Genomic DNA, 18,831 nt, shown 5'->3' with positions numbered 1-18,831 from the left:
TGAGGAGGGGAACAGACAATGCCGCTTGATTTGGAGATTAACGAGAGGTTCAAGCCTGAACCGCGGTCAGATTTCGAAACGGAATGCATGGAACGGCTGCAGCCCGGAGAATATGAGATCTACAGTGAAAAGCTGAACAATATCGTGTTGGAGGGCAAGGAAATACTTACGCGGGTCGGCGTCTCCGGCTTCTTCCATTCGGGGGACCTGATTGTCGGTCTCTACACGGCCAAGGGAGACTTGGTCACAGCCTACTGCGGGGTGTTTCTCCACTCCGTAACGACGCAGATTGCCATCAAATATATTCTGAAATACTTCAAGGACGATCCGACCGTCGGGATTCGCGAAGGGGACATTTTTTACGCCAATGAGGCGCTGTATGGCGGCGTGCATAATCCCGATCAGGCGGCCGTCATGCCTATTTTCCATGAGGGGGAACTGGTAGCCTGGGCCGCCACCGCCGTACATCAACCGGAAACGGGTGCCATCGAACCGGGAGGAATGCCGGTTACCGCCCGGACCCGATACGATGAAGGCATGAAGCTGCCGCCGATGAAAATCGGAGAAAATTATCAAATCCGCAACGATATTTTAGAAATGATGGCCAACATGGTATCCCGTGCGCCGCGAATGCAAGTGATCGATACGAAGGCTCGGGTGGTTGGCTGCGACCGCATACGGGTGAGGATTCAAGAGCTGATTAAGGACAAAGGGATTCATGTCGTAGTCGGCGTGATGCGAAAGATGATTGAAGTGGCCGAGGAAGCCGTCTACAAGCGCCTGGAAAGCTGGGAAGACGGAACCTACCGGTCCGTCGCTTTCTTCGACACTATCGGCACGCAAGATTCTTTGATTCGCTGTTTCCTTACCTTGAAGAAAGAGGGCGGCAAACTAACCTTTGACTTTACGGGAAGCTCCCCGGAAAACGACGGATCGTTCAACTCCTTCGCCCATATCGTGAGGGCACACAGCGCGATTTACTTGTTCGGCGTGCCTTTCGCCGATTTGCCGACGGCTTCGGGCATCTTTTCGCCCATTGACTTTGTAGTGCCGCTCGGCACCTACCTCAATGCCAACTGGGATGCTTCCGTTGCGAATTCACCGGTCAGCAACAGCGGAACCATGGCCGTCATCGGGCACGCCATGGCGAAGCTGCTGTTTGCCAGCGGGCAGCATGATATTGCGACAGCCGTTTACGGCTGCAGGGGATCCAGTTTTGTCGTGGCCGGAGTGAATCAATGGGGCGTGTCGTTTGCCGACATCCTGGCTAACGTCTTTAATAGCGAGGGAGGAGGAGCTCGCACAGACCGGGACGGAATCGACAGCTGGGGATTCCCATGGGGATGCTGGGGCAAAGGGCCGGATGTGGAGGATATGGAAAATGAACAGCCTCACCTGCATCTGTTCTTCAAGCATCTGCAAAACTCCATGGGGTTCGGCAAGTACAGAGGCGGTTCCGGCGCGACGATCGGCGTGGCTGTACAGAGTGTGCCCGCTCTAGTGTATCAATCGAACAGCAAAAACCATAAGGTTCCGACCTCGCTAGGCTTGTTCGGAGGGTATCCTCCCGCTACCCACCCGGGTTTATCCTTGAAAAATACGGACTATTTCGAAAAGGCGGAGCGCGGCGACGGAGATTTGCCGTCCGACGTCATGGAGCTTGTAAAAGACCGCACGATTCAAGGAGATTATAAGGTCGAAGGAAATATAAGATTCGCCGAAGTATTCGGGCGCGGGGACATTTTTATCGGAAGCTCTTCCGGAGGCAGCGGTTATGGCGACGTGCTCGATCGCGATTCGAAAGACGTCATTTCGGATTTGCGCAAAGGCATGATTTCAGACGAGGTGGCGAAGCGCTTGTATAAGCTCGTGTATAATTCATCCACATGGGCCGTCGACGAAGAAGCCACTGTGCAAGCGCGGAACGATGAGAGGGACGCGCGCAAGAGACGGGGCAAGAGGTATGAGGATTTCGTAGCGGAATGGTCGAAACATAAACCGTCAGAAGATGCTCTATCCTATTATGGCGCTTGGCCTAACGCAGAGCCTACACGTAAGATCGTGAGAATCTGAATGTTCATCGGGGGAGGAGTCGTATGAACGTCAAAGAGTTGGTAAAAAACGCGCTGCGCTGCCGCAAAGTGCCTCGCCCACCGTTCATCCCGCTCATCGGTTCGTATTTGACGAGGGTCGATCAATATTCTTTGAAGGAAACATGGAGTGATCCGGGGCTTCTGCATCAAGCGCTGCGAAATACGCAGCAATTATTGAATTACGATGCGGTCGTGATGCCGCTCGACACATCGCTGGAAGCCGAAGCTTTCGGTTTGCCGGTGCGGTGGGACGGCGGAAAGCCGGAGATCGGGGGGCGTCTTTCCAGGGAGGAGCCCCCTCCCTTTGACTCCGAGGCCTGGCTTGGACGGGGGAGAGTCCCGGTCTTTATCGAAGCGGCCACACGGTATGCCCAGGTTGAAGGCAAACAAATTCCTCTGTTCGCGTCCGTTTCCGGTCCGTTATCGGTTTGGAGCGGGCTTTACGGCCGGCAAGCGGGAAGCGACGAAGGGGCTGATCTATCCGATCTTCCGCACCTGGAGACCGTTGTTCAAGCTGTGATTGCCTTATGCAGGGAGTATGCGGAGGCGGGTGTAGACGGAATTATTGTAAATGAAGGGAGCAGCGGCGCTTCACAAGAAAGTTTAGTCGCCTTATCGGGGGTATACAAACCGATATTTAACGTCATAAGACATTTTAATCTGCCGGGGGTATTAAGGAGTCCTCAACAGACGGAAGGAAATCGGTTTCCCTTCACATCGTTGGGGGCGGACGCTTGCATTTGTTCGTTACATCCCCATTCGGGCGGGGAAAATATACGGGGGGCGATCGGAATTCCGCTGAAACAAGACTTCTGGTCTGAAGCTTCGGACTCCTTGCCGGTCGTCGGCTTTGGCTCCGCGTTCAAAAACAAAGGCGTATTTCTAACGACGGAATCCCCGTTGGATCAAGAAGATATCGATTTATTGGATCTGCAGGATAGGATTGAACAAATATTGACGGATGCCTACTGGAACGGCTGATGTGAATAGGAAATGAAGATGCCCGGTTGAAGACCCATCCACAGTTTTTAACTTTTGAATGCACGAGAGTGCTGCATATTCTGCGTCCTCAGCGACAACGATATGAAATAGGGCTACATTGTCGGTGAGGATCGCTTCTTTTTTTATCCTATCTTGCTAGAGACGTCTACGACCGCCCTCGAACAAGTTTTGGCCTATTATCTTTGTTGACAAGCTCTTCAGCTAAATGTGAGAAGACCTCCCCAATGAGAGAATCTTCATCATAAACAGATGAACCGGTATTTTCCTCTGGCTGTGCAAAAGGAATTTTGGCGATTACCTCGGTTTGCAGCTCCGACGCAAGTGTTTCACCGCCACCTCTTCCAAAAAGGTAATTCTTCGTTCCAGCTTTGTCTTCATAATAAGACATATTTTCCACGATGCCTAAAATTTCATGTTTGGTATACTTCGCCATGGCACCTGCTCTTGAAGCGACAAAAGAAGCTACATTATGTGGAGTGGTCACAATGATTTCTTTGGCTTGAGGAATCATGGCAGCTACATCAATCGCGACATCACCCGTACCGGGAGGTAAATCAAGAAGCAGGTAATCTAATTCTCCCCAGTGGGTATTCCCAAGAAAATTCCGGATCCATTTGTTGAGCATAGGCCCGCGCCACATCACTACATTGTTATCCGGTGCGAAAAATCCCATTGACATGACTTTAATACCGTGACTAACGGGAGGGATAGCCGTCTGGTCAATCATGGTTGGCTTCTGGCTGATTTGCATCATGGCCGGGATACTAAAACCGTATATATCTGCATCTAATATGCCTACTCTTTTGCCTAATCGCGCCAATGCGGCTGCGAGGTTAATCGTTACCGTTGATTTTCCTACACCGCCTTTTCCGCTAGTTACAGCGATAAACGTTACACCGGAATCCGGACGTAACATTGTGGGCATTCCTCCTTCAGATGTAGATTCTTTTTTTAACGACTGGGTTAAGGCAGCGCGCTCTTCATTCGTCATAGAACTGAATGATAAGGAAATGTCTGCAGCGCCGATGCGTCTGAGAGATTCTTCGATATCTTGCCCAATTTTAGCTTTCAAAGGGCAGCCCTGAATGGTTAATACAACTTCCAGTCCAATTCGGACACCATCGATTTTGATATTTCTTATCATATTTAAATCAACAATGCTTTTATGAAGCTCAGGATCTTCTACATGCCTGAGGGCTTCTAAAACATTTTCGTTTGTCAGCATACTATCATTCCTTTTCTAATAGAAGGGGTCAAATCCAATTTATGAAAGAAACCTTTTGTCTAAATAAGACGAAAAGGTTCCTTTCAAGCAGGATTTAACAATTATTTTTTAATTTATTCTTCTTTTAATCCTTTGCCTAAACCTTTCATGAAATGAATACCGAATCCGATTGCACGGTTAATATCCGGATCATTTAATACTTTTACAAGGTCAAGCATGCCTATTTTTTTATTGCTTTGCAAGTGCTTGCTGCCTTCATCCAAGCCTGATGACAAACTGCCTGCCAGTTTTTTTGTTAGTTCCGGATCAAGGCTGGTTAATGCGCCTGCCGCACCCATAAGATTATTGATCATATTCGTTACGGGTTCACGGGCTATTTGTCCCAGGGCAATTTTTGCGATTTTTTCTTTGGCCTGAAGCATAGCGTTTGCAGCTTCAAATACGCCGATGTCGTTCAGTTCACCAACGATATCCAATATTTTGTTTATGGCTTGTTCGTTATCGGCAAGCAGTGTTTTTAAATCTTCCAGCCTTTGCTGCCGCCGCTCTTCATCGGTCCATTCTTGCTTTTGAATGGCTGTAATTGGTGCTGCCATATACGTTCCTCCTGTCTAGTTATTGGTTAAGTGGACATACCCCGGGCGATCCCACTTGCGCTGAACCTCGACGCCATTTTGGGGATGACGTTTTTTGTTGCGCGGGTTCGTGCGCGGCAGAGGGTTTTCTCCGTCTACACGCAGCACTTCCAGACGAACCTTGGTTTGTTTATATGCAGGTGTATTGGTGCGTTGGTCGACCGCAGGCCCGGTTAAGAAATTAATCGCTGATTCCTTATCTACCGAGTTCATCGGCAGGAAGATTTCATTTGTTTTTACGCGATCCGTTACAAGAGCATGTAATTTAAGCGCTCCGAATGGGGATACCAAACGAACGAGCGAACCGTCTTTAATTCCGCGTTCTTCCGCAAGCTCCGGAGAAACCTCAACGAAAATCTCAGGCACTTTGGATTGAATGCCTTTTGATTTGTTCGTCATATTACCTTCGTGGAAATGCTCGAGCATACGGCCATTATTGATGTGAAGGTCGTACTCTTCCGGGAATTCGGCCGGGAGCACCCAATCAGATAGGGCAAAGCGAGCTTTCTTATCCGGAAAGTTAAATCCATCGACATAAAGAAGCGGCGTGCTGACACCATCAAGGCTTCCCCATAAGAAACTATTCCAGCCTTCAAGCACTTCGTAATTGGCTTCTCCGAAAATTGGAGATAAGCTTGCCATTTCTGCAAATATTTCGCTTGGGTGGCTGTAGTTCCAGTTTTGGCCCAGACGGTTTGCGACCTCTTGCACAATCCACCAGTCGGGCTTGGAATCTCCCAGCGGAGGAAGGGCTTGATACAACCTTTGTACACGACGTTCGGTGTTTGTAAATGTCCCATCTTTCTCAAGAGATGGAGTTGCAGGCAGTACAACGTCTGCGTACTGTGCTGTTTTGGAAAGAAAAATATCCTGAACGACAAAGAAATCAAGACTGGATAAAATATCATGCACATGATTGGAATTGGAGTCGACAAGCGCCATATCTTCGCCAACAAGATACATGGCTCTCATCTTGCCTTCTTCAATCGCATGAAGCATTTGAATGTTATCGAGACCTGGTTTGCCATCGATTTTCACGCCATATGCTTGTTCAAATTTGGCACGGGCTGCATCATCGGTGATGTGCTGATATCCTGGGAGCCAGCCTGGAAGAGTCCCCATATCACAAGCGCCTTGTACATTGTTATGGCCCCGAAGCGGGTAGGCGCCGGCGCCTGGACGACGGTAGTTTCCTGTCGCAAGCAGCAAGTTCGAAATCGCGGCGGAAGTATCGGATCCGCCCGTGTTTTGGGTGACGCCCATACCCCAAAGAATGCAAGTACCGTCTGCATCGCGAATCATTTCAGCTACTTGAATAAGCGTTTCTTTTGAAATTCCCGTAATTTCTTCTGCGTATTCGAGCGTATATTTCTCAAGCACAGCCTTGAAATCATCGAAAAAGTTAACATTCTCATCAATAAAGGTTTGATCGTGCCAGCCTTGATCGATGATATATTTGGTAACCGCCATAAGCCATACTTGGTCTGTACCTTGCTTAGGACTGATAAAGATATCAGACCGCTCAGCCATTTCATTTTTGCGAAGATCCGCAACAATTAGTTTTTGCCCATGAAGCTTGTGTGCACGCTTGACACGAGTGGCTAATACCGGGTGACCTTCTGCCGGATTTGCGCCAACGATGATAACCAGACCTGCTTGCGCAATATCTTTAATCGTACCTGCATCGCCGCCCATACCTACCGTGCGGAATAAACCGTCTGTTGCAGGAGATTGGCAATAACGTGAGCAGTTATCGACGTCGTTCGTTTCGAAAACTTGACGTGCTAACTTTTGAATCACATAATTTTCTTCATTTGTAATCTTGGAAGAAGAGATAAAGCCAATGGAACGATTTCCGTATTGTTGTTTAATCGCACCTAATTTGCTTGCGACTAAATCGAGCGCTTCTTCCCAGGTGGATTCAACGAATGCGCCGTTTTTACGAATTAACGGCTTAGTGAGACGTTCTTCAGCGTTAACGAAGTCCCAGCCGAACTTCCCTTTTACGCAAGTTGAAATGGCGTTGACCGGTGCATCGGAAGTAGGTTGAACTTTAAGAATCTTGCGACCCTTCGTCCAAACTTCGAATGAACAGCCTACGCCGCAGAAGGTACATACGGTTTTGGTTTTTCTCGTACGCGTATCGCGCATCGCCGCTTCTACTTCCGAAATGGCAAAAATACCACTATAGCCCGGCTCAACTTCTTTGACCAGATCGATCATCGGTTCGAGAACGTCCTCTTTCAATCCAGTCATAAATCCGGCCTCGCCCAGCATCGATTTCTCCATCAACGCGTTACATGGACAAATAGTGACACATTGCCCGCAGCTAACGCAGGAAGAATCGTTAATTGCCGCTCCATCATCCCATATCACGCGGGGACGATCCGCTTCCCAGTCTATGGACAAAGTTTCATTGACTTGAAGGTTCTGACAAACCTCAACGCATTGACCGCAGGCGATACACTGGTTAGGGTCATAACGGTAGAAAGGGTGGGACATATCGACTTCAGATACGTCTGCTTTTGGGGTATAGGGGTATTTTTGGTGTTCAATCTCCATCAGCTCAGCGGTATTATGTAACTTACAGTTTCCGTTGTTATTGTCACATACCGTACAGTAGAGCAGATGATTTTCTAATAAGCGATCCATCGCTTCAGTTTGAGCCTCTTTGGCACCTTTCGATGACAATTCAATGTTCATACCGTTCATAGCAACCATGGAGCAAGAACGTACAAGCTTTCCGTCGACTTCTACGATACAGGTATCGCAAGTTTGAATGGGATCTACCTCTGGAACATAACAGATTTGCGGATGCTCGATCCCATTTTGATTAATGATTTCCAGAATGGTTGAACCGGGAGCGGCTTGATACCCTTTGCCGTCAATTGTAATTCTAACCATGTTATCGTTCATGGTTCTACTTCCTCCTTTTAGACAAATAAAAAACCACCATGATCAAACACGCCTGAGGTAACAGGAGGCCGTGTACGATCATGGTGGAATAGTTCATTAGCAGATCTTGCTAACACACCAATCCATTACAAGCGAATGAAATAATAGAATCATAACAGGGTAAATATCATGACTCCATCTTTATCGGTTACTATTATAGCGCTTAGTTAGCGTATTAACAATACAAAAAACTATTTTTTGGAATACGCAGTTTCGGACGCCGCTCTTTTTTTTTCTCAAGTGTTGATTTATGATAAGAAAATTAATAAAAAGCCAACAGTAAAATTTTATATCAATCGTTGAACAAGGAGAATGGTGTCATGTCAAAAATGGTTCATGAATTTAATGATATTATCCGAAAGCTTCGCAAAGATTTGTTTGGCAAGGGGCCGGAGCGTATTCATACCGTATTTGTCGAGAACATGGCCGTTTCCACGCTGTACGGAAATTTGACGCCTACAGAGAAGTTTATTGCAGGAACACCGGACGGTACGGATATGGTCCATATCGCCAGAACTAAAATGATTCAACAAGTGTATTCGAATAATCTTCCACAAGGCTTGGAGGATATCGTGGGCGCCAAATTGGTTCACCTGTTTTCGGATATGAAGGTAGAAGAAGATATTGCCGTTTCCGTTTTTGTCTTTGATAAAAACATCGAAGTGGAGAGGGGGTAAAGAGCATGAAACCCATCGAGGTGAAAAGGGAAGTCCTTCGTTTTGTTAATGGTCATGCCGAGAAAGTTGAGGACAGCATTGTAACGGAATATCCGGTTACGGTGAAAATTAACGGACAGGAATTTGTTACGATGGTTTGTACGCCAGAATTTATAGAAGATATGGTCATCGGTTTTTTGGCGTCTGAAGGGATTATCAGGAAATACGAGGATATTGACAAAATATGGATACAGGAAAGAGAAGGCTTTGTCCACGTGACAACAACCAAAGTCAATTCGTATTACCGTGATTTTCAAAGCAAACGATATATTACCTCCTGCTGCGGGATGAGCAGACAAGGATTTGTTTTTGTAAACGATGCTTTGACCGCCAAGAAGATGGAGGATATTCGTGTAAAAATTTCCATCGACGATTGTTTTCGGTTAATGAATGATCTGCAGCAATCTGCGGATACTTTTCATCATACTGGCGGGGTCCACAATGCGGCTTTATGTGATGCGAACGGAATTGTTTTAAGCCGGATGGACATAGGAAGACATAATGCTTTGGACAAAATTTATGGTTATTGTTTGAAGAATGACATTTCCATCGGTGACAAAATCATCGTTTTTAGCGGTCGTATCTCCTCCGAAATTTTATTGAAAGTTGCAAAAATAGGCTGCGAAGTGATATTGTCAAAGTCAGCTCCGACAGAATTGGCATTACAGCTGGCTGAACAGTTGGGAATTACCACAATAGGCTTTATCCGTAATCATTCGCTAAATGTGTATACGTGTCCGAATCGGATTCTAACTATTTGATATACAGAAGTGAGGCCATCCACATGGAAGATGTTGTGTTGGATAAACTGCAGCGCCCCTTAAGGGATTTGCGGATATCGGTTACCGATCGCTGCAATTTTCGCTGCCGGTATTGCATGCCGGAGGAAATATTCGGTCCGGACTATGCTTTTTTGTCTGATGATAACATTTTAACGTTTGATGAAATTGAAAGATTATCACGGATTTTCGTCTCTTTAGGCGTAAAAAAATTGCGTATTACCGGAGGAGAGCCTTTGCTGCGCAAAGATCTCCCCGCACTTATCAAGCGACTGAAGCTAATCGATGGGGTAGAGGACATTGCCTTAACCACTAACGGTTCATTACTTAAGAAATTTGCAGGTGATCTATACAATTCCGGCTTATCCCGTGTGACAGTAAGTCTGGATTCGCTGGATGAAGAGCGTTTTGCTTATATGAACGGAAATCGAAGCAGGGTGAAAACGGTTCTTGAAGGCATGCAGGCCGCGTCAGAAGCGGGAATGAAAGTTAAAGTAAACATGGTGGTCCAAAAAGGAAAAAATGACCAGGACATCATCCCGATGGCACAATACTTCAAAGAGAAGAGATATACCCTGCGCTTCATTGAATACATGGATGTCGGGAATTCCAATGATTGGAAATTAGATGAAGTGGTGTCCAAACAAGAGATTATCGAGTCGATTAACGAGCGGATGCCCATTGAACGAATTCCTGCTAATTATAACGGAGAAGTGGCGGCCCGGTATCGTTATACAGATCGTGATCAGGAAATGGGAATTATTTCGTCCGTGACAGATTCCTTTTGTTCATCCTGCACAAGGGCCCGCCTTTCGGCAGAAGGAAAACTCTATACTTGCTTATTTGCTTCCAAAGGCTATGATCTCAGAGAACTGCTCCATTCCGGGCAAAATGATCAAACGATTGCCGCCGCCATCTCGGCAGTTTGGAATCATCGTTCCGATCGCTACTCAGACGAACGATTAAGTCATACCCATCCTAAGGTATCTCCTAAAGTGGAAATGTCGCATATCGGGGGATAGGAAAATGTCCAAAGAGGATTGCCGTTATCTTCATTTTTTGTTATGATGAACAACGCCTGCATATACGTTTGTATATGAGGAATGGAAGGTATGCAAGTTCTGTATATTTTCTATTCTAACGACAGTGATGATTGATAGCCTTGTAGGAGAACGTGTGCAAGGAAATTAAGCAGCATTCGAGAACCCGTACCTTGTGTAGGGATTCTTGGTGCTGCTTTTTTATTTAAAAATGGAGGATTGGTTTGGCTATGTCATTTCATGTACCCGGAAAAATCGCCGGCATGGCGATTGAGGCAGGAGTCCAAAAGACGAGGCTGTCTCTGCCTACGATGCTTATGCTTGGTTTTTTGGGAGGAGCATTCATTTCATTAGGTTTTTTGCTTGATATTCGGGTAATCGGCAATTTGCCGCAACATTGGGGGAGCCTGTCCAATTTGCTGGGAGGCATCGTTTTTCCTTTGGGACTCATATTAGTTATTCTGGCAGGCGGAGAACTCATTACAGGAAATATGTTATCCGTGTCAATTGCACTTTACGCGCGGAAAATTTCTTTGAAACAGTTACTGAATAATTGGTTTTGGGTAACATTGGCTAACTTTGCCGGTGCTCTTTTTGTTGCTTATTTTTTCGGACACGTGGTCGGATTGACCGAGACCGGGCCCTATTTGGGTAAAACCGTGGCCATAGCCCAGGCGAAATTACAGGACTCTTTTGGACAAACCATTATTTCTGCAATTGGTTGCAACTGGCTTGTTTGCCTTGCGATTTGGATCGCTTATGGGGCGGACGATATCATTGGGAAAATTGTCGGGATGTGGTTTCCGATCATGGCCTTTGTCGCCATTGGCTTTCAGCACGTTGTCGCAAATATGTTTGTGATTCCGGCAGCGATTTTTGCGGGGCATTTTTCATGGGCAGATTTTGCAGGGAATATTGTTCCTGCTTTTATAGGAAATGCAATTGGCGGTGCTGTATTTGTCGGGTTTGCTTATTTCTTTTCTTTCCAAAAAAGTTTAAAGGAAAAAGGGATATAAGGAGTGAGAGAAATGGTAGAGAGAAGGACACCCATTCCAGTAGGAGAAGCCGTTCGTAATCTGATGGCATATGCCAGTTTTGGTTTAAAAGAAATGGTTGCCCTTGAATTGGCAGACGGGCGTTATTTAGCTGAAGATTTGGCGGCGGATCATGATATTCCGTCCTTTGACCGTTCTCCTTATGATGGTTTTGCGATTAGATCCGAGGATACGGTTCGGGCAAGCAAGGACCATCCAATTACCTTCGAAGTCACGGGTACAATCGGGGCTGGCTCGGTATACCGTGATAAGGTTGGACCCTTTCAAGCGGTCCGCATTATGACAGGTGCGGAAATTCCGAAAAGCTGCGACGCCGTTGTCATGCTTGAATTAACACGCCCGTTTGAAGAGGACGGTCAAGCCTGTATAGAGATTAAAAGGTCGTTTAAACATGGAGACAACATTTCATTTCAAGGTGAAGAGGCACGAAAAGGGATGATTCTAGCGAAGAGAGGTACTTACATAAATCCGGGTATCATGGCCCTTCTTGCTACATTTGGCTATAGTCAAGTACCTGTTGCCAGAAAACCAGTCATCGGAATCATTGCGACTGGAAGTGAGCTTCTTGATGTAAATGAGCCGCTTAAGCCGGGGAAAATTCGAAATAGCAATACGTATATGATTCTTTCTCAAATCCAAAGAGCTGGGGGAGAAGCCAAATACTTCGGAAAACTTAATGACGATTTGGATATGTGTTGCTCCGCAGTGAAAGAATCATTAAGTCAGGTAGACATGTTAATTACAACCGGGGGCGTCTCGGTAGGCGATTATGACTATTTGCCGGCTGTCTATGAAAAATTAGGGGCAGCCGTTCTTTTTAACAAAGTAGCCATGCGTCCAGGAAGCGTGACGACCGTAGCGCATTTAGATAACAAATTATTATTCGGGTTGTCAGGCAATCCTTCAGCTTGTTACGTTGGCTTTGAGTTATTTGTACGTCCGATCGTTCGCACTTATTTATTTCATGGAAAACCGCATTTGAAAAAAGTAAAAGCAATTCTAGGAGAAAGTTTTCCAAAACCTAATCCATTTATGAGGTTCGTACGAGCAAAACTCACGTATGATGAAGGATCACTGATTGTTTCCCCATCCGGTTTTGACAAGTCCAGTGCTGTTTCTTCATTAGCAGAAGCCAATGCGCTGATTGTTCTTCAGGGGGGTACAAGAGGATATGAAAAAGGGACGTACGTGGATGTTCTCCTATTAGAAGATCATCAAGGTAGCGAATGGCCTTGGTAAACACGTGGAGGGTTACATGAACAACCGGATTTTGAATACGTTCCAATTTATACTTAACGGTTCCTTAATTCTTCTAGGTATCATTTTAACGTTTTTAATGATCCGTGAACTATGGATTATTCTGTTATCTACGATCCAGACCACTCTGGACATTCATATTATTTTACAGGAGATACTCGCTTTCTTCCTTTATTTTGCTTTTGTGTCTATGATCGTCAAATATTTTAGAGAGAATTACCATTTTCCTATACGTTATCTTTTATACATTGGTATAACAGGTACCCTGCGTTTTATTATTGTTAACCGTGATCATCCCATGGAAAATTTGATATTATCCTTCGTCATTCTGGTTCTCATGATTGCCTATTCTTTAAAAATAACATCGTCACAGCACTAGTCCAAGGATAAATAACATAAAGCGCCTCAAGCCGAAAGATGGCAGGAGGCGCTTTACGTATATGTCGAATTGAGTTGATCTTGCCCTTCGTAACCTTGCAGAGTTGCCGGTGGCAGCTGTTGATCACATTCGCGCTACAGATCAGCTCGCGCATCTCCGGCGGCAATTTGAAGAAGATCACTATTCAGTTTTCTTACGTATCCATTCAATAATTTTATAATAGCGTGCCAAGCCGCCCGGGACAAGGGGATATGGCCGGGTACGAATTTTGTCGATATTGATAATCATTATCATTTGTATTACCATACACATGTACAAAAAATTAAGGGACTACAGGGGTGTATGAGATGTCAGCAATACAGGTTCGGGATGGCAAGGATGTATGGGAAGTGAGGTTTGAGGATATTCGCAAATATCACGGCGAGCTGGCACTGATGGCTGTTGCGGTCGGCTTTCGCAGCCAGCAGGCGGCCTTTCGCGTGCTATATGGAGACAGCGCGGTCGAGCGCAAGGCGATCTCCGTCGTGTCAGGGCATGCCGGTCCGGGCTTTCGGGATGCGTTCGAATATGTCACGCGGGCGGTGAGTCGTGGGGCTTATCAGGTGGATACGGACTATCCGCGCGGCCAATACGATCCTTACCGTCCGCAGAGCTACGCCTTCGTGATCAAGGGTGAGGGTGCCGGAGCTGTCGAGGTTGTGCTGAAGGAGCATTTTTTGCCGCGGGAATTTTATGATTTTCTAAAGAAGGGCCGTGAAGGGACGACAACGGAGCAGGATGCTGAGGTATTCGGCAGGCTCAAGCTGGAACTGGCCGAACGGGCGCTGGCTTTGCCTGAGCAGGAGCTGCTGGACGTGCGGAAAATCGGATGAGCGGGGCGGACGGATTTAAGGGGGGCGCCGCGGAATTTGTCGTTCTCGATTCCGGCTGCTTCTTCGGCATGGAAAGCGCGGAAGCGCTGCAGGTCCGGCCGGAATGCTTCGTACTGGACCAGTACAAGCTGGCCGAGACGGACCTTGCGCCTTATCCGTGCCTGGTTATCGATGCCTTCGCCGATCAGGAATGGCTGTACCGGCAGCGGGATCTGATCCGCCGTTTTCTCGATCAGGGCAAGCTGTTGATCTTCTGCGGCCATCTGTTCCGCGATTGGCTGCCGGGCGGCTCTCTATTTGTGCCGCGCACCATTCGCAGTCACCTCGATTATACGGTATTGTTCCACAAGCCACACCCGATTTTTACCGGGCTGACGTCCGAGGAGCTGACGTATAACAAGGGAGTGGCCGGGTTCTTCGCCCGGGGGCACAACCCGCCTCCGCCCGGGGCGGAGGTGCTGTTGACGTTGCCCGGCGGGGAAGGAATCACCTATATCGACCGGATGAGCACGGGCGGAACGATACTGGCCCATGCCGGGAACAGCCTGTTCACCTACGGTCCCCCGGAGAGCAAGCCGGAGCGCATCGGAAGCCAGCTCAGAGCGTGGGCGCGCGCGGAGATCGGCCGGATCGGCCGGAAGGAGGGACACGGATGAGAAGGATCGGGGTGCTCTATGGAGGCAATGCGCATCAGCACCGGACCTTTCGGGAGTCCAAGTACAAGACTTATGTGCACCGGCTGATTTATTTGCCGGAGCTGCACCGCGCGTCGTTGGACGATCTTGACGTGCTGCTTATTCCTTCCCAGCTGCATCAGCGGATGGTATCGGCCTCGTCCGGCAAGCTGCGCGCCTTCGCCGATTGCGGAGGCACGATAGCGGCGTTCGGCGCGCAGCCGCTCGATTGGCTGCCCGGCCACGGCTGGGAATTCAGGCCGACCAACTTCTGGTGGTGGCTCGATCCGAAGGCCGACAGCGGACTCGTTCTGAACGAGCCGGGGCATGATTTGTTCCGCTATTTGACGCTGCAGGATGCGACCTGGCACTATCACGGTATTTTCAGGCCGCCGGCGGGGGCGCAGACGCTGATCAGCGTCCGGAACGACGGAGCCATTCTGTATATCGACAAGGTGACGACGCCGGGCACGCTCATTATGACAACGTTGGACCCCGAGTTTCATTACGGCTCGTACTTCATGCCCGCCACCGAGCGGTTTCTGGACGGATTTTTCCCCTGGCTGGCAGAAGGCGACCACGGCTACGCGCCGTCTCAACACGATTACGATAAAAGCCAATAAGAGGAGTGTATGACATGCTGTTCCACACCAAAATCAGTACCTTCGCTTCGCTCATCTGCCTGGCGGCGGTTGTCGCAGGCTGCTCCGGCAGCCAGCCCCCGGCGTCTTCCGCAGGCGACGCTTCGAAATCGCCGGCCGATGCCGCTAAGAGCGTGAACGCCGCGGCTTCGGTCCAAATTCCTTCGCTTCGCCTCGCATGGGGCAATAGCGGCTATCCGTCCCCGTTTGCGTTCAGCGCCTCCGGTCCGGCCGGGTTCCTGCGCAACTCGTTCCTGTTCGATACGCTGACATGGAAGGACGAGAAGGGCGTGATCCCGTGGCTGGCCAAATCGTGGAAGGTGTCGGACGACGGGCTGACGTATACGTTCGAGCTGGAGCAGGGGGTCAAATGGCATGACGGCCAGCCGTTCACCGCGGACGATGTGGTCTTCAGCTTCGACTACTACAAGAAATTCCCGTTCATGTGGACCGGGGACATCAGCCAGATCGCATCCGTCAGCAAAACCGGCGATAGCACGGTAGCGTTCAAGCTTAACTCGAAGTACGCGCCCTTCCTGAGCGATCTGGTCGGCATCGTGCCGATCATTCCGAAGCATGTCTGGGAGAAGGTGGACAAGCCGGTCGAATTCCGCGACGCGTCCGCGCTGGTCGGCACGGGCCCCTACACGCTGAAGGAGTATGACTCCAAGTCGGGCCAATATTTGTACCAGGCCAACGACAGCTATTTTAAAGGCAAGGTCAAGGTGAAGGAGGTCGCCTACCTGAATCCGGCCAACAAGCTGCTCGCGCTGCAGAAGGATGAAATCGACGCCAGCTATTCCCTCAGCTACGCCGATGTGGAGAAGATGACCAAGGAAGGGCTGGACGTAATCAAAAGCGCGCCTACCGGAAGCGCTCTGCGCGTCACCTTCAATCTGGAGCATCCGCAGCTCAAGGACAAGAAGCTCCGCCAGGCAATCGCTTATGCGCTCGACCGCTCGGAGATGGCGCGCAAGCTGACGGGCGGGGAGCCGATCGTCGGCAACGCCGGGATCATTCCTCCGGATTCGCCGTGGTACAACCCCAAGGTGAAGAACTACGCCTATGATACGGCGAAGGCGGAGCAGCTGCTGGACGAGCTGGGCTACAAGAAAAACGCGGAAGGCGTGCGGGCCGATCTGAAGCTGAACGTCATGGTCTCCTCGACTTCTCCCGAGGCTCAGGTGATGCAGGAAATGCTGAAGAAGGTCGGCGTTGCGCTCAACCTGCAGCAGGTCGATGCGGCGACGTTCTCGACGGCGATGGGAGAGAACAAGTACGACATGGCGATTACGGGCCATATCGGTCTGAGCGGAGACCCGGACTTCCTGCGGCTGTGGTTTTTGGGCAAGGCGAACAACACGCTGGCCGCCCGGGGCAAGACGTTCGACAATGCGGAATTCCAGAAGCTCGCCGAAAGCCAGAAGGCCGAGCTGGACCCGACGAAGCGCAAGGCGATCGTGGACGAGCTGCAGAACGTGCTGGCCGAGGAGCTGCCGACGCTGGTGCTGTACCACCGCCCGTTCTACTTTATGTATAAGAAAAATGTGTTCGACGGCTGGTTCAACACGTACGACGGCATAGCGGACGGCATTCCACTTTGGGATAACAAGGTCGCGTTCATCGATGGCGGCAAATAAACAGGCTCTAACCTATGCAGGCGTCTTGATCTTCGTGCTGCTGCTGAACTTCTGGCTCCCTCGGCTTATGCCGGGGGGCCCTGTTGATTTTTTGACCGGAGGCGGGGAGGACGGCGCGATTTTCCTGACGGAGGTCCAGAAGCAGGCGATGCTGGCATATTACCATCTGGACGACTCCTTGTGGGCCCAGTTCACAAGCTATATCCGGGGGCTGTTCACCTTTGACTTCGGCCTGTCCATCAGCTACAAGCAACCGGTTATCGAGGTGATCGCCGAGCATCTGCCCTGGACGCTGCTGATCGTGGGCGCATCCACGGTGCTGTCGACGGCGGCCGGCCTGGCCACCGGTCTGCTGTCCGCCTGGTGGCATCCGGGGCGGAGCGATCGGAGCTGGTTTGTCGGGATGCTGACGCTCAGCGCGATCCCGGAATTCCTTATCGGCATGCTGCTGCTCATTATCCTCTCCGTCCAATGGGGCCTCATGCCGCTGGGCGGGGCGGAGACTGCCTTCCTGCGGTCAAGCGGCTGGTGGGGGCATGCCGTGGATATCGCACGGCACGCAGCACTGCCCACGCTGACGCTGACCTTGACCAATATGTCCGGGCTGTATCTGCTGATGCGCAACGAGGCAATCCGGGTACGGCGGGAGCCTTTCGTGGAATTTGCCGAGGCCAAGGGCATCGGGGAACGGGCGCTGCTGCTGCGGCATGTGGCCCTCAATGCGGCGCTGCCCCTGGTCACGGTCATTGTGATGCGCATCGGCGGACTGGTGGCCGGTTCGGTGCTGGCCGAGACGGTCTTCGCGTACCCGGGGATCGGCAAGCTGCTTCAGGAAGCGATCCTGGCGCGGGACTACCCGCTGCTGCACGGCCTGTTTTTGCTGATTACGGTAGCTGTGCTGCTTCTGAACCTGCTCGCGGATCTCATTTACCCGCGGCTGGACCCGCGCATTCGCATCAGACGGGGGGAGAGTCTATGAACAAAGCGCGCTGGATCGGATTTGCTGTTCTGCTGCTCTTTGCCGTCGCCGCACTCATAGGGCCGCTGCTCGTCTCCTCGTCGCCCTTCGAGATCGACGCCGACCGCTTCCTGCCTCCGTCAGCCGGGCATTGGCTGGGGACGAACTCCCTGGGGCAGGATGTGTTCAGCGGACTTGTATACGGGGCGAGAACGACGCTGCTGGTCGGGCTGTGCATTTCGCTGCTCAGCACGCTGCTGAGCGGCCTGCTGGGCCTGATCGCCGGCTATTCCCGGCGGCTCGATCCCGTGCTGAATGCGCTGGCCAACATGCTGCTGGTGCTGCCGCCGCTGCTGCTTATTCTGATCGTCGCCTCGTTCACCGGCGGCGGCACCTGGCAGCTGATCCTGACGCTGGGCCTGCTGACCTGGCCGTCCTTCATGAGGCTGATCCGCGCTTCGGTGCTGTCGTTGAAGGAGCGGGAGTTCGTCAAGGCGTCCAGGCTGTTCGGCGGCGGCACCTTCTATGTGCTGCGCCATCACCTGCTGCCGTTCCTGTGGCCGCTGCTGCGCACGAAGTTCATCCTGTCGTTTCGGCAGGCGGTGACGATTGAGGCGAGTCTGGCCTTTATCGGCATTGGAGACGCGAACCGCCCCTCGTGGGGGAAAATGCTGCAGCAGGCGTTCAGCCGCAACGAAACGTGGATATCGGACGTCTGGCAGTGGACCGTGCTGCCGCCGACGCTGGCGGTGCTGCTGGTCACGGTCGGGCTGGCGCTGGCCGGGGAGGAAAAATCTGCCGAGGCGGCGCTGACGAAAGCCGGTTCGCCGCGCGGACGCAAAGCGGCGCAGGCTGCCTTCGGGAAGGCCGCCGCCGCGGTGAAGCCGGGAGCGCGCGCGGATGCCGGCGC

The 18,831-nt window shown here is 50.4% G+C and carries 17 protein-coding genes; 14 read left to right on the top strand and 3 right to left on the bottom strand.

The annotated features are described in order from the left end of the window. Nucleotides 1-18 precede the first annotated feature (18 nt). Together JMF85_RS17210 and JMF85_RS17205 are read left to right on the top strand one after the other, a co-directional pair. Nucleotides 19-2,073, top strand: a complete 2,055-nt coding sequence (locus JMF85_RS17210; protein WP_127608965.1) for a hydantoinase B/oxoprolinase family protein — start codon at nt 19-21, stop codon at nt 2,071-2,073. A gap of 23 nt (nt 2,074-2,096) precedes the next feature. Then, nucleotides 2,097-3,074, top strand: coding sequence for a uroporphyrinogen decarboxylase family protein (locus JMF85_RS17205; RefSeq protein ID WP_127608964.1), 978 nt, complete (start codon nt 2,097-2,099; stop codon nt 3,072-3,074). Nucleotides 3,075-3,240: 166 nt separating this feature from the next. Here the strand turns inward: JMF85_RS17205 and JMF85_RS17200 are convergent, their stop codons facing one another. From JMF85_RS17200 to fdhF, 3 genes are all read right to left on the bottom strand, one after another. Further along, on the bottom strand, nt 3,241-4,320 hold the full coding sequence (locus JMF85_RS17200) for a P-loop NTPase (RefSeq protein WP_127608963.1): 1,080 nt from the start codon (nt 4,318-4,320) through the stop codon (nt 3,241-3,243). A 113-nt stretch (nt 4,321-4,433) separates the two neighbouring features. Then, the gene (locus tag JMF85_RS17195) at nt 4,434-4,916 is read right to left on the bottom strand and encodes a helical membrane plugin domain-containing protein (RefSeq protein WP_201318599.1); all 483 of its coding nucleotides are present in this window, start codon (nt 4,914-4,916) and stop codon (nt 4,434-4,436) included. Nucleotides 4,917-4,931: 15 nt separating this feature from the next. Further along, on the bottom strand, nt 4,932-7,871 hold the full coding sequence (gene fdhF / locus JMF85_RS17190) for a formate dehydrogenase subunit alpha (protein ID WP_201318598.1): 2,940 nt from the start codon (nt 7,869-7,871) through the stop codon (nt 4,932-4,934). Between the two features lie 359 nt (nt 7,872-8,230). On the opposite strand from fdhF, the gene JMF85_RS17185 reads away from it, so the two are divergent. From JMF85_RS17185 to JMF85_RS17130, 12 genes are all read left to right on the top strand, one after another. Further along, the gene (locus JMF85_RS17185) at nt 8,231-8,587 is read left to right on the top strand and encodes a Na-translocating system protein MpsC family protein (protein ID WP_127608960.1); all 357 of its coding nucleotides are present in this window, start codon (nt 8,231-8,233) and stop codon (nt 8,585-8,587) included. 5 nt (nt 8,588-8,592) lie between these two features. Then, nucleotides 8,593-9,387, top strand: a complete 795-nt coding sequence (gene fdhD / locus JMF85_RS17180; RefSeq protein ID WP_127608959.1) for a formate dehydrogenase accessory sulfurtransferase FdhD — start codon at nt 8,593-8,595, stop codon at nt 9,385-9,387. A gap of 23 nt (nt 9,388-9,410) precedes the next feature. Continuing rightward, nucleotides 9,411-10,427, top strand: coding sequence for a GTP 3',8-cyclase MoaA (gene moaA, locus JMF85_RS17175; protein WP_201318597.1), 1,017 nt, complete (start codon nt 9,411-9,413; stop codon nt 10,425-10,427). A gap of 248 nt (nt 10,428-10,675) precedes the next feature. Then, complete coding sequence (locus JMF85_RS17170) at nt 10,676-11,461, top strand: formate channel (RefSeq protein ID WP_201318613.1); 786 nt, start codon at nt 10,676-10,678, stop codon at nt 11,459-11,461. Between the two features lie 12 nt (nt 11,462-11,473). Beyond that, the gene (locus tag JMF85_RS17165) at nt 11,474-12,739 is read left to right on the top strand and encodes a molybdopterin molybdotransferase MoeA (RefSeq protein ID WP_201318596.1); all 1,266 of its coding nucleotides are present in this window, start codon (nt 11,474-11,476) and stop codon (nt 12,737-12,739) included. Between the two features lie 16 nt (nt 12,740-12,755). After that, the gene (locus JMF85_RS17160) at nt 12,756-13,136 is read left to right on the top strand and encodes a phosphate-starvation-inducible protein PsiE (protein WP_127610752.1); all 381 of its coding nucleotides are present in this window, start codon (nt 12,756-12,758) and stop codon (nt 13,134-13,136) included. Between the two features lie 347 nt (nt 13,137-13,483). Further along, nucleotides 13,484-14,008, top strand: a complete 525-nt coding sequence (locus JMF85_RS17155; protein ID WP_127610754.1) for a hypothetical protein — start codon at nt 13,484-13,486, stop codon at nt 14,006-14,008. Next, on the top strand, nt 14,005-14,664 hold the full coding sequence (locus JMF85_RS17150; RefSeq protein ID WP_201318595.1) for a phosphate starvation-inducible protein PhoH: 660 nt from the start codon (nt 14,005-14,007) through the stop codon (nt 14,662-14,664). The genes JMF85_RS17155 and JMF85_RS17150 overlap by 4 nt, the downstream gene beginning before the upstream one ends. Next, nucleotides 14,661-15,305 carry a hypothetical protein gene (locus JMF85_RS17145; protein ID WP_127610758.1) on the top strand — a complete coding sequence of 215 codons (645 nt, stop codon included), beginning with the start codon at nt 14,661-14,663 and terminating at the stop codon, nt 15,303-15,305. The genes JMF85_RS17150 and JMF85_RS17145 overlap by 4 nt, the downstream gene beginning before the upstream one ends. 14 nt (nt 15,306-15,319) lie before the next feature. Beyond that, complete coding sequence (locus tag JMF85_RS17140; RefSeq protein ID WP_201318594.1) at nt 15,320-16,963, top strand: ABC transporter substrate-binding protein; 1,644 nt, start codon at nt 15,320-15,322, stop codon at nt 16,961-16,963. Continuing rightward, nucleotides 16,950-17,942 carry an ABC transporter permease gene (locus JMF85_RS17135; protein ID WP_127610760.1) on the top strand — a complete coding sequence of 331 codons (993 nt, stop codon included), beginning with the start codon at nt 16,950-16,952 and terminating at the stop codon, nt 17,940-17,942. Before JMF85_RS17140 ends, JMF85_RS17135 begins: the two co-directional genes overlap by 14 nt. Continuing rightward, on the top strand, nt 17,939-18,831 hold an 893-nt coding region (locus JMF85_RS17130; protein ID WP_201318593.1), incomplete at its 3' end, for an ABC transporter permease. The genes JMF85_RS17135 and JMF85_RS17130, both read left to right, overlap by 4 nt.

Origin of the sequence: Paenibacillus sp. EPM92 (assembly GCF_016586185.1) — a bacterium.
Lineage (GTDB): Bacteria > Bacillota > Bacilli > Paenibacillales > NBRC-103111 > Paenibacillus_G > Paenibacillus_G validus.
This window is presented reverse-complemented; position numbering and strand designations above follow the sequence as displayed.